Annotated in this window: 11 protein-coding genes; 1 reads left to right on the forward strand and 10 read right to left on the reverse strand. The window is 70.5% G+C overall.

Going from position 1 to position 13,376, the window contains the following annotated elements; genetic code table 11:
- Positions 1-167 precede the first annotated feature (167 nt).
- Positions 168-710 carry a PadR family transcriptional regulator gene (locus ABH935_RS37635; RefSeq protein WP_370382748.1) on the reverse strand — a complete coding sequence of 181 codons (543 nt, stop codon included), beginning with the start codon at positions 708-710 and terminating at the stop codon, positions 168-170.
- Between the two features lie 124 nt (positions 711-834).
- Here ABH935_RS37635 and ABH935_RS37640 point away from each other — a divergent pair, with 124 nt between their 5' ends.
- On the forward strand, positions 835-2,529 hold the full coding sequence (locus tag ABH935_RS37640; protein WP_370382749.1) for an MATE family efflux transporter: 1,695 nt from the start codon (positions 835-837) through the stop codon (positions 2,527-2,529).
- Here ABH935_RS37640 and ABH935_RS37645 read toward each other — a convergent pair.
- The 9 genes from ABH935_RS37645 to trpC form a co-directional block, all read right to left on the reverse strand.
- Positions 2,507-4,351, reverse strand: coding sequence for a phosphodiester glycosidase family protein (locus tag ABH935_RS37645; protein ID WP_370382750.1), 1,845 nt, complete (start codon positions 4,349-4,351; stop codon positions 2,507-2,509). The two genes, ABH935_RS37640 and ABH935_RS37645, sit on opposite strands and share 23 nt — an antisense overlap.
- A gap of 208 nt (positions 4,352-4,559) precedes the next feature.
- The gene (locus tag ABH935_RS37650; RefSeq protein WP_370382751.1) at positions 4,560-5,363 is read right to left on the reverse strand and encodes a VIT1/CCC1 transporter family protein; all 804 of its coding nucleotides are present in this window, start codon (positions 5,361-5,363) and stop codon (positions 4,560-4,562) included.
- 20 nt (positions 5,364-5,383) lie between these two features.
- Entirely contained in the window at positions 5,384-6,532 is a 1,149-nt protein-coding gene (lgt, locus tag ABH935_RS37655; RefSeq protein WP_370382752.1) for a prolipoprotein diacylglyceryl transferase, read from the reverse strand.
- A 55-nt stretch (positions 6,533-6,587) separates the two neighbouring features.
- Positions 6,588-7,583 carry a DsbA family protein gene (locus ABH935_RS37660; RefSeq protein ID WP_370382753.1) on the reverse strand — a complete coding sequence of 332 codons (996 nt, stop codon included), beginning with the start codon at positions 7,581-7,583 and terminating at the stop codon, positions 6,588-6,590.
- Positions 7,584-7,803: 220 nt separating this feature from the next.
- On the reverse strand, positions 7,804-8,652 hold the full coding sequence (locus ABH935_RS37665) for a DsbA family protein (RefSeq protein WP_370382754.1): 849 nt from the start codon (positions 8,650-8,652) through the stop codon (positions 7,804-7,806).
- 44 nt (positions 8,653-8,696) lie between these two features.
- Positions 8,697-9,227: a MauE/DoxX family redox-associated membrane protein gene (locus ABH935_RS37670; RefSeq protein ID WP_370382755.1), complete on the reverse strand. Its 531-nt coding sequence runs from the start codon at positions 9,225-9,227 to the stop codon at positions 8,697-8,699.
- Positions 9,228-10,226: 999 nt separating this feature from the next.
- Positions 10,227-11,036: a tryptophan synthase subunit alpha gene (gene trpA, locus ABH935_RS37675; RefSeq protein WP_370382756.1), complete on the reverse strand. Its 810-nt coding sequence runs from the start codon at positions 11,034-11,036 to the stop codon at positions 10,227-10,229.
- Complete coding sequence (gene trpB / locus ABH935_RS37680) at positions 11,033-12,307, reverse strand: tryptophan synthase subunit beta (RefSeq protein ID WP_370382757.1); 1,275 nt, start codon at positions 12,305-12,307, stop codon at positions 11,033-11,035. The genes trpA and trpB overlap by 4 nt, the downstream gene beginning before the upstream one ends.
- A 178-nt stretch (positions 12,308-12,485) precedes the next feature.
- Positions 12,486-13,310 (reverse strand): indole-3-glycerol phosphate synthase TrpC, encoded by an 825-nt coding sequence (trpC, locus tag ABH935_RS37685; RefSeq protein WP_370382758.1) that lies wholly within the window; start codon positions 13,308-13,310, stop codon positions 12,486-12,488.
- Positions 13,311-13,376: the final 66 nt, after the last annotated feature.

The following is a 13,376-nucleotide window of genomic DNA, read 5'->3' on the forward strand; positions in this document are numbered from 1 at the left end:
GATGAGACTGGCGAAATTGATGTCGATCTTGAGCCGGGCGGAGTGCGCCGCAGGGGTCTGACGGGATGCCTCCCATCGCGGACGGTGCCGCTACAGGGGCGGTGACGAGCGGTGACGAACTCCGGCGCGGGACTTCGGCGGCTCGCACGCGATGCTTGTCCTTGTCCCTATTCCCCCGATGCGCCGTCCAACTCGGCGATGGCGGTGTGCAACCACTCACGTTCGGCCCGCGCCGTCGCGCGCGCGATCTGGCCCATGCCGCGCTGGAAGAGGGTCGGGGCGTCCTCGGCCTTGACCGGCTTGCCGTCCGCGCCGAAGAAGAACCCGGCCCCGGGCGCGTCGAGGAAGGCCAGGCGGCGGCGCAGGACGGCGGCCTGCGCGGCGGGGTCTTCGAGTCGGTGCAGGAACGCCAAGATCGTGAAGTAGCGGTTCCGGTCGGTGATCTCCACCTCGGTGGGCTCGCGCAGCCGCCGGGCCAACTCGGCGCGGCCGGCGTCGGTGAGGCCGAGGACCTGGCGGGTGGCGGCGCCGGCGCCGGGCTCGGGCCAGCGCTCCAGGCGGCCCTGCGACTCCAGGCGGCTGATGGCCGGGTAGAGGGCGCCGTCGCTGACCGGCTTGACGTGCCCGGTGAGGGCGGTGATGCGCTCCTTGAGCTGGTAGCCGTGGAGGGGGCCTTCGGCCAGGAAGCCGAGGATCGCCAGGGGGAGCATCGGGACTCCTGCATGGTCGGGCGGTTGCCAGAGCGGCGCGGCTCATGCTACCTCTTTTCGTGTTACCTCGATTCGAGGTACAGCGAAACGAGGTACGAGGGCGAGTCGGATGGGGGTGGGTCGCATGAGCATCGGAACAGCGGGGCATCGGCGCGCGATCGTGGCACTGGCGTGGCCGGTGTACGTGGAACTGCTGGCGGGAGTGGTCGCCGGCATCATCGACGTGGCCTGGGTCGCGCACCTGGGCCCGGCGCCCACGGCGGCGGTGGCGCTGGCCACGAACCTGGAGAACCTGGTCCTGGGCCTGCTGTACATCGCCGGCGCGGGCACGACGGTGCTGGTGGCGGCGCGTGCGACGGCGCAGGGACGGCACGCGGCGATCCGTGGCGGCGCGGCGCTGTCGGCGGTGATCACAGCGGTGGTGGTCGGCGGCGGGCTGGCGTTCCGGGGGCAGGTGGTGGGGCTGTTCTTCGGCGCCGGCGAGGGCGACGCGCGCCGGGCGGCGTTGAGCTACCTGGCGATCTCGATCCCGGGGCTGGCGGTGTACTTCGGCCAGATCACGGTGGACGCGGTGTTCAAAGGGCTCGGCGACACGCGCACCCCGATGCGGCTGGCGATGGGGACCAACGCACTGATCCTGGTGCTCGATCCGACGCTGATCTACGGGCTCGGGCTCGGTGTGCACGGCGCCGCGATCGCGACGGTGACGGGGCGCGGGGCGATGCTGGCGGTCGCGGCGGTGCTGGTTCGGCGGCGGGCTGTGGAGGACCGGCCCGCGCAAACTCCGAACACCAGCACAGTAAACACACCGCCCAGCCATGACTTCGCCAGCGCAGCAAGCAAGACCACGGTAGGCACCGCGCTCGAAGCCGCCGACCCGGCAGCCAAGCGCGCGCAGGTCACGCTCCGGCAAGCCGCCGACCCGGTACTCGCCACCTCAGCGAAGGCACCGCGAGCCAGCGGCCTCGCCAGCTCGGCAGCCGAGCTCCCGCAAGTCGCGCTGCTCGAAGCCGCCGCGCCCACCTCAGCGAAGGCACCGCTAGCCCCCGACGTCGCCGGCTCAGCAGGCAAGCTCGCGCCGGTCGTGCTGCTCGAAGCAGGTGATCGCGAATCGGCATCGCCGATCGGCAGCCCGGCCATCGCACCGAGCCAGCCCCCTGCCACCGTGCTCTCCCGCCCCGCCAGCGTCCGCGACCTCGCCCACTCAGCCCTCGAAGTCGCCCGAGCCGGCGCCCCGCTCGGCACCGACTTCATCGTCCGCATGGCCGGTGCGACCGCGCTCGCCGGTGTCGTCGCCACCTTCGGCGTCGCCGCCGTGGCCGCCTATGGCATCGGCACCAAGGCGATGTACTTCGCCTCCATGGCCTTCTACGCCGTCCGCCAGGCCGCGACCATCCACTCCGCGCGCAGCGCACCCGATCGCCGCATCGGGTCCGCGGTCCTCGGCGTCGGTGCCGTGCTGGGTCTGGGCGCCGCCGTGGTGTACGCCGCCACGGCGCCGTGGATCATGGCCGCGTTCACCGCGCGCCCCGACGTGGCAGGGGTCGGCGTGGTGTTCCTGCGGTGGCTGGCGCTGTACCTGGTGCCGACGGCGGTGGTGATCGGCCTGTCGGGGGTGCTCGCGACCGGGCGCGGCGGGCGGCGGTTGCTGCCGGTGACCGTCGTCGGGACGGTGCTGGCCGTGGTGCTGGCGCACGTGCTCAGCGGGCCGTTCGGGCTCGCCGGGGTCTGGGCCGCGATGGCGAGCAGCGCGGCACTTCAGTGTGCCGCGCTGCTGGTGGTGCTCCGGGGTGCTGTCAGCGCAGGTACACGGCCATGAAGTCCTTCGTGGAGTTCACGAAGAACTTGTTCGGGCCCTGCAGGAAGTCCTCGTACAGCTTCGAGGTGTCCGGGTTGCCGTCGCGGTTCGGGAAGTACTGGAAGTCCGCCCAGCGCAGGTTGATGTCCAGCTGCATCGCGCGGACGGCGCCGGCGTCCTTCAGCAGGCGGGCCAGGGAGGGCGCGGTCAGCTCGTTGCCGCCGACCCAGACGATGTCGCCGTCCGCCTTCACACCGACGCCGGAGCGCCACACCGCGGCCGAGCCGTGGTCGGCGCGGCCCCAGGTGGAGCTGTCGTCGATGTAGGAGACGACCTGGCCGTTGTCGACCATCAGCTTCAGGTTCTGGCGGACGCTGGCGATGTCGGCGTTCTTCTGGAAGCTGTAGTCACGGCCCCACATGCCGACCGCCATGTGGCCGTCCTTGAAGATGACCTCGCTGGCCGCGCCGTCGACCAGGGGGGCGGCGGTGACGCCGTGGTCGTAGTAGCCGCCGTGCGATTCGCTGATCTTGAAGCCGCCGTTGAACAGCGCGATCAGGTTGGGGCGGGCGTTGGCGTCGATCTGGTTCGGGACGTTGGTGATGATCGAGTTCAGCCCGCCCTCGTGCCCGGGGTGCAGCACGTAGCTGGAGTGCTTCTGGTCGATCACCGCGACGTCGGCGGTGACGCCGGTGTACGTCGCGTCCGGCCGGACCCGCGCGACCTGCACCACCGGCTGCCCGCTCGGGGTCTGCACCGCGACCTGGAACTCGCCCTCGCCGGACTCCAGCGTCAGCCCGGGCGGGGCCGGCAGGCGCGGCTGCATCGGGATCACGTCGGCCTGGCTGCTCGGCGCGCCGGGCTTGCTCGGGACGCCGTTCTTCGACGGCTTGGCCGACGGCGGCGCGTTCGTCGGGCCGAGGTCGGTGAACTGCTTGACGTCCACCGAACCGCCCTTGGACGGCGGGTTCAGGTCGTACTGCCACTGCTCCAGCGTCGTCACCACGCCGGCGAGGCCGTGGTCGTGGCCCCACTCGGCCAGCCGCGCCTGCACGGTGTCAGTGCCCGGCGAGGTCAGGGCACCGGTGATGGACCAGGCGATGGTGCCGAAGAAGACCAGCACGCAACCCCACAGCGAGCGCACCACGATCTTGCGGCGACGGCGTTGCTTCGGGTTCAGGCGCGCCTTGTGCTTCCACGGCAAGACCCGGACACCGCGTCCGTACAAAGGAGTGTGGCGCTTGCGCCGCGCCGGGAACGGAGCCTCGGCGTCCTCGTCGCCGGCCTCGGCGTGCGCGGCGGCCTCGTGGCCGGGACCGGAGTCCGGGCCGTGGTCGCGGCCGTGGTCGCGGCCGTCGGCGGAATCACCGCCGCCGGAGTCGCCGCCCCGGAAACCGCCGCCGCCACCGCCCGCGCCACCGGCAGAACCGGCGACGTCGCCGGAAGCCTCGGCGACGGCACGCGCCGTCTCGTCCGCGACGTCCTGCGGGACCGGCACCGGCACGACGTCGGTCACCGCGGGCCCGGTGGGCTCCTGGGTGATGTGCGTCGCGTCGAGCGGGGCGGTCGCAGCCTGCGGGCGTACCCGCATGTGGTCGTGGTCGCCGGCCGATGTCAACGAGACCGTCTCGGCCAGCGCGTCTCCCTGCTGGGGCGTCACCGCCGGCAGCGACACGGTCTCGTCCAGCGCGGCGCGCTCGGCACTGCCCGCGCCCGCACCCGCGGTGTCGGCATCGGCATCGGTATCAGAATCGACCACCCGGTCCCCGTGAACCGCCCCGACGTCGCCGTCGGTCGGCTCGCCGTCCCGCAGGCCTTCCAGCTCCTCGCTCTTCGCGGACACCAGCCGCACCTCTCCTCGCCCTGATCCGGCGCCGCCCGATCCCCGTCAGCGGCCCCGCGTCTGCCCGTATGCTCTACGTCTTCGACGCGAGCGGGGCACGACTGGTTGCCTCGAACCTCAATACCTGATCTCGCGAGTCATCTCCCACCGATCGACGCCCGCCGAACACCGCTTAGCCCAGATGATGTGATTTATACATCATTGGGACTCAGCCTAGGTGTCCGCCGATCAGCACGCCGAGTCCGAAGGTCACCACCGCGGCCGCCGCGCCGAACAGCAGCTGCCGCAGGCCGGAGAACCACCAGGAGCGGGAGGACACTCGCGACACTATCGCCCCGCAGGCGAACAGGCCGCCGAAAGCCAGCAGCATCGCCACCCACAGCTGGTTCAGACCCAGCAGGTAGGGCAGCAGCGGCAGCACCGCGCCGATCGCGAACGACCCGAAACTGGACACCGCGGCCACCACCGGGCTCGGCAGATCGGTCGGGTCGATCCCGAGCTCCTCCTGCACGTGCACGATCAGCGCCTGGTCCGGATCCCGGTGGATCTGCCGCGCCGCCTCCAGCGCGAGATCGGGGTCCAGCCCGCGCTCGGTGAGGAACTCGGCGAGCTCCTTCATCTCCGCGGCCGGCCGCCGGGCCAGCTCCAGCCGCTCCATCTCGATCTCGGCCTGGGTGACCTCGGTCTGGCTGGCCACCGAGATGAACTCCCCGGCGGCCATCGAGCACGCGCCGGCGACCAGCCCGGCCAGGCCGGTCAGCACGATGGTCTTGTGCGCCGCCGCCCCCCCGGCCATGCCGGCGATCAGCGAGAAGTTGGACACCAGGCCGTCGGTGACGCCGAAGACGGCCGGCCGCAGCCAGCCGCCGGTGACGTCCCGGTGGTGGTCCTTCGGGATGGAAGGGCCCTGGTGGGCCGGGTGTGAACGGTCGTCCGGGCCGGAGGGGCCGGAGCCGGAATCGTCGTCAGTGGTCGGATCGGGGACAAGGACGGAAGCGTCAGGGTGATTCATCGACTCGATCCTGGCAGGCGTTACGGGTTCGAGGACTCGCTCGCCTTGCCGGTCGGTGTCGACACCACGTCGGGTCCGCCGTCCTGGGCCGGGACCACTACGACTTCGGATTCCTCAGCAGCGACGGATGCATCCTCACCTGCTTCGGAAGCCTCGTCCGCGGCGGCGGGCTCGGAGTCCGCCTCCAGTTTCCCAGGTTCGCCAGCCTGTTCGCCAACAAGGGCAGCCTCAGTAAGGGCGTCCTCACCAGCGTCTTCAGGCGTTTCGGAGGTCTCCGCGGCGACCGCCGGGTAAGGGGTGGTCTCCCGCCCCGGGCACTTCTTCCGGGACCACACGAAGTACCCGACCGCGCCGGCGAACACGATGATCGCGGTCCAGTCGTTCAGCCGCATGCCCAGGAAGTGGTGCGCGTCGTCGATGCGCAGCGACTCGATCCAGAACCGGCCCACGGTGTACGCCGCGACGTAGACCGCGAACACCCGGCCGTAGCCGAGCTTGAACCGCCGGTCGGCCCACAGGCACAGCACCGCGACGCCGACGCACCAGATCGACTCGTACAGGAACGTCGGGTGGAACGGCCCGCCGGCGACCAGTTCGGCCTTGCCGTCCGGACCGATCACCGAGGTCTGCGTCGTGGTGTCCATGACGTGCACGTTCAGACCCCACGGCAGGCTGGTGTGGCTGCCGTAGAGCTCGTTGTTGAACCAGTTGCCCCACCGGCCCAGCGCCTGCGCCAGCACGATGCCCGGCGCCGCGGCGTCGGCGAACGTGCGCAGGCTCGCACCGCGCCGCCGGCAGCCGATGTACGCCCCGACGGCGCCCAGCGCGATGGCGCCCCAGATCCCCAGACCGCCCTGCCAGACGTAGAGCGCCTTGACCGGGTCCCCGTCCTTGCCGAAGTACGGGGCCGAGGTCGTGATGACGTGGTAAAGACGCCCGCCGACCAGGCCGAACGGCACCGCCCAGATGGCGATGTCGACGACCTCCTGCGGCTTGCCCCCGCGGGCCCGCCAGCGCTTGTCGCCGAGCCAGACGGCGACGAGGATCCCGGCCAGGATGCACATGGCGTACATCCGGATCGGGATCGGGCCCAGGTGGTACTGGGCCTTGGTCGGACTCGGGAGGTCCGCCAGGTACGTGGCGACCTGGTGCGCGCAGGTGTGGCTCATCGGGGGCGGGCGTCCTCGGGTGGTGGGGGTGGGCGCAGGTCAGACAGCGGTCGGGTCAGGACTTCGACGAGCTCGGGGTGGAACCGGACGTCGAGCCGGACGTCGAGCCGGACGTCGAGGACGACGAGCCGGACGTCGACGGCGCGCCCGACGTCGTGCCCGAGGACGACGGCGTCGACGGCGCGGAGGACGAGGCCCCGGACGACGGCGCCGAGCTGGGCGCGGTCGGCAGCGTGGCCTTGGTGCCGGCCTTGCCGCCGTCCTTCTGGAACGCGGCGTCGAGCTGCTGCTGGAAGTACTGCAGGATCGCGGCCGGGGTCTGCTGGGTGAAGGAGAGCTGCTGGCCGTCGACGAAGACCGTCGGCGTACCCGGCAGACCCAGCTTGTTGAAGTTGTCGGCGTTGGACTGCACCCAGCCGTTGTGCGTACCGCTGGTCACGCAGCTCTGGAAGGCGGTGCTGGCCTTCAGCGACGGGATCTGGTCGGCGATCGCCAGGATCGGGGTCTTGGAGGACCAGGGGTCGGTCGACTCGTTCGGCTGGTTCGCGTAGAGCAGGTCGTGCAGGGGCAGGAACTGGCCCTCGTCCTGCGCGCAGGCCGCGGCGTTGGCGCCGTTGAGCGACCCGGTGCCGTTGTCGTGGCTGTCGATGATGCGCGCCGGGTGGTAGGTGATCTGCAGCTTCCCGGCCTCGACGTACTGCCGGTAGGTCGGCTCGACCGCCTGCTCGACCGCCTGGCACACCGGGCAGCGGAAGTCCTCGAACACGTTCATCTTCACCGGGGCGTCGTCCGAGCCGACGTGGATGCCCGTGGCCTTGTCGGACTTGGCGACCGGGTCGACCACCGCCGCGACCGGGGCGGAGTAGGGCGCGCTGTTGTGCTTGGCCGCGGAGACCGCGATGCCGACGCCCGCCGCCACGCCGACGACCAGCACGACGACACCGCCGATGGTCATCTGCTTGCGGCGCCGCTCAGCCCGCTGGCGGGCGATCTTCTCCGCCAACACCCGCTCGCGAGCGTTCTGCTTCCCTACCCGGTTCGCCTGGCTCATCGTCGTTAACAGTCCCTGTCCGATGCCGTCTGGTATGGGCACACCACCGTTCCATCCCCGGGGCGCGCGCACCGCATCCTATGCGGTGACGACGTGGAAACGCACCGGAGGTGGCTCGGGTTGCGGCAAATCCTTCAGGAACTTTTAGGCCGCCGTCCGGCGGTGTCGGCGCGACACCGCCGGACGGCGCCCGGCGCGATCGGGCGAACACCCAGGCGGATCAGCCCTGCTTCGCGACGGCGGCGTCAAGCGCAGCCTTGTAGTCGGCGGTCTGCTGGGTGCCGGGCACGGCGTTCGGGTCCTTGAGCGTGAAGGAAGTTCCGTCGATGTAGATGTCCGGCGTGCCGACGCTGCCACCGAGCTTCTTGCTCAGCCAGTTGTAGTTGTCCTTGATCCACTGCGCGTACTTGCCACTGCGCGCGCACTCGTCGAACGTCGCACTGCGCAGGTTCGGGACCTGGCCCGCGAGGTTGAGCATGGTGTCCACCGAGCCGTAGGAGTCGTTGCTCTCATCCGGCTGGTTCTTGTAGATCAGGTCGTGGAAGGCGATGAACTCGGCCTGCCCGACATCCGCGGCGCAGGCCAGCGTGGCGCCGCCGACCAGCGAGCCCTGACCACCACCGTTGCGGTCGATGAGGTCGACGAGCCGGTAGTGGACCTGGATCTTGCCGGCGTCGGCGTACTCCTTATTGGTGGCGCCGAAGAAGGACTCGGCCTCCTTACAGAAGGGGCAGCGGACGTCCTCGTCCACCTCGACGGTGACCTTGGCACCGGCCTTGCCATAGACGATGGCGCCGGGATCGGAGGCAGTCCCGGGGCTCGGCACCACACCGGAGGGCGCAGCAAACGGCTGACCGGCGCCATAGGCATTGCGAGCGTTCTTATTACTGTTCGACTGGTTGTGCTGCACCAGCACGCCGATCAACACCGCGAGCGCGATCAGCGCCACCACCACGCCACCAACGATGAACTGCTTCCGCCGCCGCTCAGCCGCAGCCTGCTGGCGGCGCGCCTCAGCGGCCCGCTCCCGTCCGGTACGTCGCGGACCGCCGCCGCCAGAGCTCGTCATGACCCCATGGTGCAGGGGCCATGATCAAGCAACAATCGGACAGGTCAGATCGGGTCACCCAGCAGCGCCCGCTCCAGCGAGAGCTTAGACGCCGGCTTCCAGATCAACCACGCCGCCGGAACCATGTAGAGCAGGTCCCGCAGCACGTCCAGCGTGTAGCGCGTGTGCCCCTTGGGCACCAGCCCACCACTGCCACCACAACCGCAGCTGATGGCGATGCCCCGCGCACCCAGCGACATGATGCCGCCGATGTACACCAACAGCAGCAGCGCGGAGAAGACCGCCACCAGACGCGTCCCCAGCCCCAGGATCAGCAGCAGCCCCAGCGCCATCTCGAAGTACGGCTGCGCATACCCGAACGGCGTGACCAGCGACTCCGGCAGGATCTTGAAGTCACGCACACTCTGCGCATTGGTCTCCGGCGAACCCAGCTTGCCGATGCTGTAGTTGAGCCACATCGCCGCCAACAACAAGCGCATGACCAGGCTGATCCACTGCTGGTTGCGATCCACGAACCCACGGACACCACCGGACACCGGCGCACTCTTGTCCTTGGCAGCGGCCTTGGAAGCCATCGAAGTCATAACCTTCTGTCCTCGGACGGTGACGGTGCACACGCACCGCAAGTCTGGGCGGGCTTCACAAGTTACAGGCACTCCGGACCCCGGCGGGAGTGCCGCTCACTCCCGCGGGGGAACTTCCTAGCGGTTTCTCAGCTACAGTGGGTGACCGGCGCCGGCGGCACAGCAGGCGCGCCGGCGCGGCCAGGCCGCCGGTCCCGGCGAGAAGCGGGGCCTCGGCAGCTGCAGGTGGTGACGGGCCAGCACTGGCCGACCACGCGGTGAGGGGGTCCGAAGGACCATGTGGGGTGTTGGTTCTGGGTCCCTCGCCGCGTCGGCGGGCTCTGCCAACCTGGCCGGTTTGGCGGTGTCAAGCCGAACGAGGCTGTACCACAGCAGCAGGGGTGCGGCTTGATTCCGCCAAACCGGGCTGGTTCCGTTTACGGCGACGACGCGGCGAGGGACCCAGAACCTCGGCGACCACAAGCAGCGACCGCCAGCAAACAACGCGGCGCGACCCCGAGCGGATAGGAAGCCGACCAGTCGCGGGCCGCCAGCATGCAGCAGGTCGCGCGGGTCGCCCCCTCGCTGTAGAGCGCCCGCCGGAGGCCTCAAGGCGCCCACCACGCCCGACGATTGCCGCCTACGACATGCGCAGTGACTCGGACCGACGCGCGGTTGTGAACACGAAAACCGGCGGCCGCCGACGCAACCCAGTGTGCGAATCGGGCATGCTGGCATTTTGTTAGGGAATTATCGCCCCTTATACACAGGTATAGCACGCGCTACCAACACTGCCACGGCACCGCCAGCCGCCAGCGCGACCTGCGAGGCACAACCGAACTGCGTCCCCCTGCGAGGTCATCAACCCCTGCGCGAAGCCGTAAAAATCGCCGGTAAAACCACAGCCCAAGCGCCACTCGCCCCGAAACGGATGCAGATACAGATCATGCGGCCGAGCCCGAAGCCCAAGCCCAGCCGCATGACCGACCACACAGAGACCCCCCGAGCCCCCTACCGCCCCTTACTCCCCCGCCGCACGCCGTCGGCCAGCTCGGCGGCCAGCTCCCGCACCGCCTCGACCCCCTTGCGCGGGTCGCGGTTGTCCAGCAGCCGCCGCACGAACGCCGAGCCGACGATCACGCCGTCCGCGTACGCCGCGATCTCCGCGGCCTGGTCCCCAGTCGACACCCCGAGCCCGACGCACACCGCCTGCTCGGTGGCCTGCCTGGTCCGCTCGACGAGCGCCCGCGCAGCGTGCCCGACCTGCTCGCGCGCCCCAGTAACTCCCATCACCGCCCCCGCATACACGAACCCATCGCACGCCTGCGCCGTCAGCGCGATCCGCTCCGGCGTGGAGCTCGGCGCGACCAGGAACACCCGCTTGACGCCGTGCGCCTCAGTCGCAGCGATCCACGGCCCGGCCTCCTCAGGAATCAGATCCGGCGTGATCACCCCGCTCCCGCCAACCGCCGCGAGCTCGCCGGCGAATCGCTCCACGCCGTAGTGCTCGATCGGGTTCCAGTACGACATGATCAGCGCCGCAGCCCCGGTATCCGCCACCGCCCCCGCCGCGCGGATGACGTCCGGCGTGCCGACGCCGCGCGCCAGCGCCTGGTCGGCGGCGGCCTGGATGACCGGCCCGTCCATCGCCGGGTCGGAGTACGGCAGCCCGACCTCGATGATGTCGCAGCCGCCCTCGACCATGGCGCGCATGGCGTCGATGGAGCCGTCGACTGTCGGGTAGCCCGCCGGGAGGTAGCCGATGAGCACCGCGCGGTTCTCCGCCCGGGCGCTCTTGAGAACGTCCTGAAGCCGGTTCACAGCTCTCCCCCCTCGAATCCGAAGTACGCCGCCGCCGTGTGCATGTCCTTGTCGCCGCGACCGGAGAGGTTCACGACGATCACCGGCTCCCGCCCGAGTTCGGCCGCCAGCCGCGGCGCGATGCGCAGCGCCCCGGCCAGGGCGTGCGCGGACTCGATGGCCGGGATGATGCCCTCGGTCTCGCACAGCACGCGGAAGGCGTCCATCGCCTCGCTGTCGTCGACGGGCTCGTAGATCGCGCGGCCGGTGGCGTGCAGCCAGGCGTGCTCGGGGCCGACGGCCGGGTAGTCCAGGCCGGCGGAGATGCTGTGGCTCTCCTTGGTCTGGCCGTACTCGTCCTGGAGAAGGAAGGTGCGGGTGCCGTGCAGCACCCCCACAGAGCCGCCGGTGATCGAGGCCGCGTGCAGGCCGGTGGAGACGCCGGAGCCGCCGGCCTCGAAGCCGTAGAGCTTGACCGACTCGTCCGGCACGAAGGTGTGGAAGACGCCGATCGCGTTGGAGCCGCCGCCGACGCAGGCGGCGACGGCGTCCGGCAGCGCACCGGTAACCTCCAGCGTCTGCCGCCGCGCCTCCACCCCGATGATCCGTGCGAAGTCGCGCACCATAGCCGGGAACGGATGCGGACCAGCAGCGGTACCGAGCAGGTAATACGTCGTGTCAGCACTGGCGACCCAGTCGCGCAGCGCCTCGTTGATCGCGTCCTTCAACGTCTGCGACCCGATAGCCACCGGCACCACCTCGGCACCGAGCATCCGCATCCGCGCCACATTCAGCGCCTGCCGCTTGGTGTCCTCGGCGCCCATGTACACGACGCAGTCCAGCCCGAGCAGCGCCGCCGCGGTCGCGGTCGCCACCCCGTGCTGCCCGGCGCCGGTCTCGGCGATGACCCGGGTCTTGCCCATGCGCTTGGCGAGCAACGCCTGGCCCAGCACATTGTTGATCTTGTGCGACCCGGTGTGGTTCAGGTCCTCCCGCTTGAGCAGGATCCGGGCCCCAGCGCGCCGGGACAGGTTCCGCGCCTCGGTGAGCAGGCTCGGACGGTTGGCGTAGTGCAGCAGGAGGTCGGCGAACTCCTGGTGGAACGCCGGATCGGTCTTCGAGGTCTCATAAGCCTCGGTGACCTCTTTCAGCACGGCCATCAGCGCCTCTGGCATGAAGCGGCCGCCGAACAGGGCGTCGTCGGTCGGGAAGTGCCCGGTGCCGTCGGGCAGCGCGGCCGTGGCCGCGTACGCCGAGATGATCTCAGCGCGAGGATCTGTCTGGTCAGACATGGTGGATTCCCATGGATGGGTGATGTGTCGAGCTAGGACAGGAGCGAGTGACTACGCTTCCTGCCATCGCCGCGCCGCCGGGGCGTGCCGCCACCACGGTCGGCGGCGGGCCGCAGCCCTCGGCTTGGTCGACATCACGATCCTGGACTCTACCGTCTTCCGCCCTCGCGCGTGGCGCTCAGGAGCGACCGTTCCGCAGAGCGGGATGGGCACCGGCGGCCACCAGGTCGGCGACCGCGGCGCGCGGGTCCTTGCCGGTCACCAGCGACTCGCCGACCAGCACCGCGTCGGCGCCGGCGTTGGCGTAGGCGATGAGGTCGTGCGGGCCGCGCACGCCGGACTCGGCGACGCGCACGACGCCGTCCGGCACCAGCGGGGCCAGCCGCGCGAAGGTGTCGCGCTTGACTTCCAGGGTCTTCAGGTCGCGGGCGTTGACGCCGATCAGCCGCGCGCCGGCGTCCAACGCGCGCCGCACCTCTTCCTCGTCGTGCACCTCGACCAGCGGCGTCAGCCCGATGGAGACGGCGCGCTCGATCAGCGACTCCAGCGCCGGCTGCTCCAGCGCGGCGACGATCAGCAGGGCGAGGTCGGCGCCGTGCGCGCGGGCCTCCCACAGCTGGTAGCTGGTGACGATGAAGTCCTTGCGCAGGACCGCGATGTCGACCTTCTGGCGGACGTCGTCCAGGTCGGCGAGCGAGCCGCCGAAGCGGCGCTGCTCGGTCAGCACAGAGATGACGGTGGCGCCGCCGGCCTCGTAGTCGGCGGCCAGGCCCGCGGGGTCCGCGATGGCGGCGAGCGCGCCCTTGGACGGCGAGGAGCGCTTCACCTCGGCGATGACCTTCACGCCGTCGCCGCCGGCCCCGCCGCGGCGCAGCGCCTCGACGCCGTCGATCGCGCTGTCCATGCGGGCGACCTTGGCCTTCAGGTCGTCCAGGCTGATCTTCTCCTGGCGCTCGGCGAGGTCGAGGCGGACGCCTTCGATGATCTCGGCAAGTACGTTCACCGTCGTCAGCTCCCCTCGATCGCCTCACCAGGTGGACTTTGCCGTCCGCGGTATGGGCGGCGTGTC

The sequence above is a fragment of the Catenulispora sp. GAS73 genome (assembly GCF_041262085.1).
Lineage (GTDB): Bacteria > Actinomycetota > Actinomycetes > Streptomycetales > Catenulisporaceae > Catenulispora.

What these genes read in the sequence shown, in the direction of transcription:
- ABH935_RS37635 (WP_370382748.1), bottom strand. Translation starts at nt 710, where the DNA reads ATGCTCCCCCTGGCGATCCTCGGCTTCCTGGCCGAAGGCCCCCTCCAC.
- ABH935_RS37640 (WP_370382749.1), top strand. Translation starts at nt 835, where the DNA reads ATGAGCATCGGAACAGCGGGGCATCGGCGCGCGATCGTGGCACTGGCG.
- ABH935_RS37650 (WP_370382751.1), bottom strand. Translation starts at nt 5,363, where the DNA reads ATGAATCACCCTGACGCTTCCGTCCTTGTCCCCGATCCGACCACTGAC.
- lgt (WP_370382752.1), bottom strand. Translation starts at nt 6,532, where the DNA reads ATGAGCCACACCTGCGCGCACCAGGTCGCCACGTACCTGGCGGACCTC.
- ABH935_RS37660 (WP_370382753.1), bottom strand. Translation starts at nt 7,583, where the DNA reads ATGAGCCAGGCGAACCGGGTAGGGAAGCAGAACGCTCGCGAGCGGGTG.
- ABH935_RS37665 (WP_370382754.1), bottom strand. Translation starts at nt 8,652, where the DNA reads ATGACGAGCTCTGGCGGCGGCGGTCCGCGACGTACCGGACGGGAGCGG.
- ABH935_RS37670 (WP_370382755.1), bottom strand. Translation starts at nt 9,227, where the DNA reads ATGGCTTCCAAGGCCGCTGCCAAGGACAAGAGTGCGCCGGTGTCCGGT.
- trpB (WP_370382757.1), bottom strand. Translation starts at nt 12,307, where the DNA reads ATGTCTGACCAGACAGATCCTCGCGCTGAGATCATCTCGGCGTACGCG.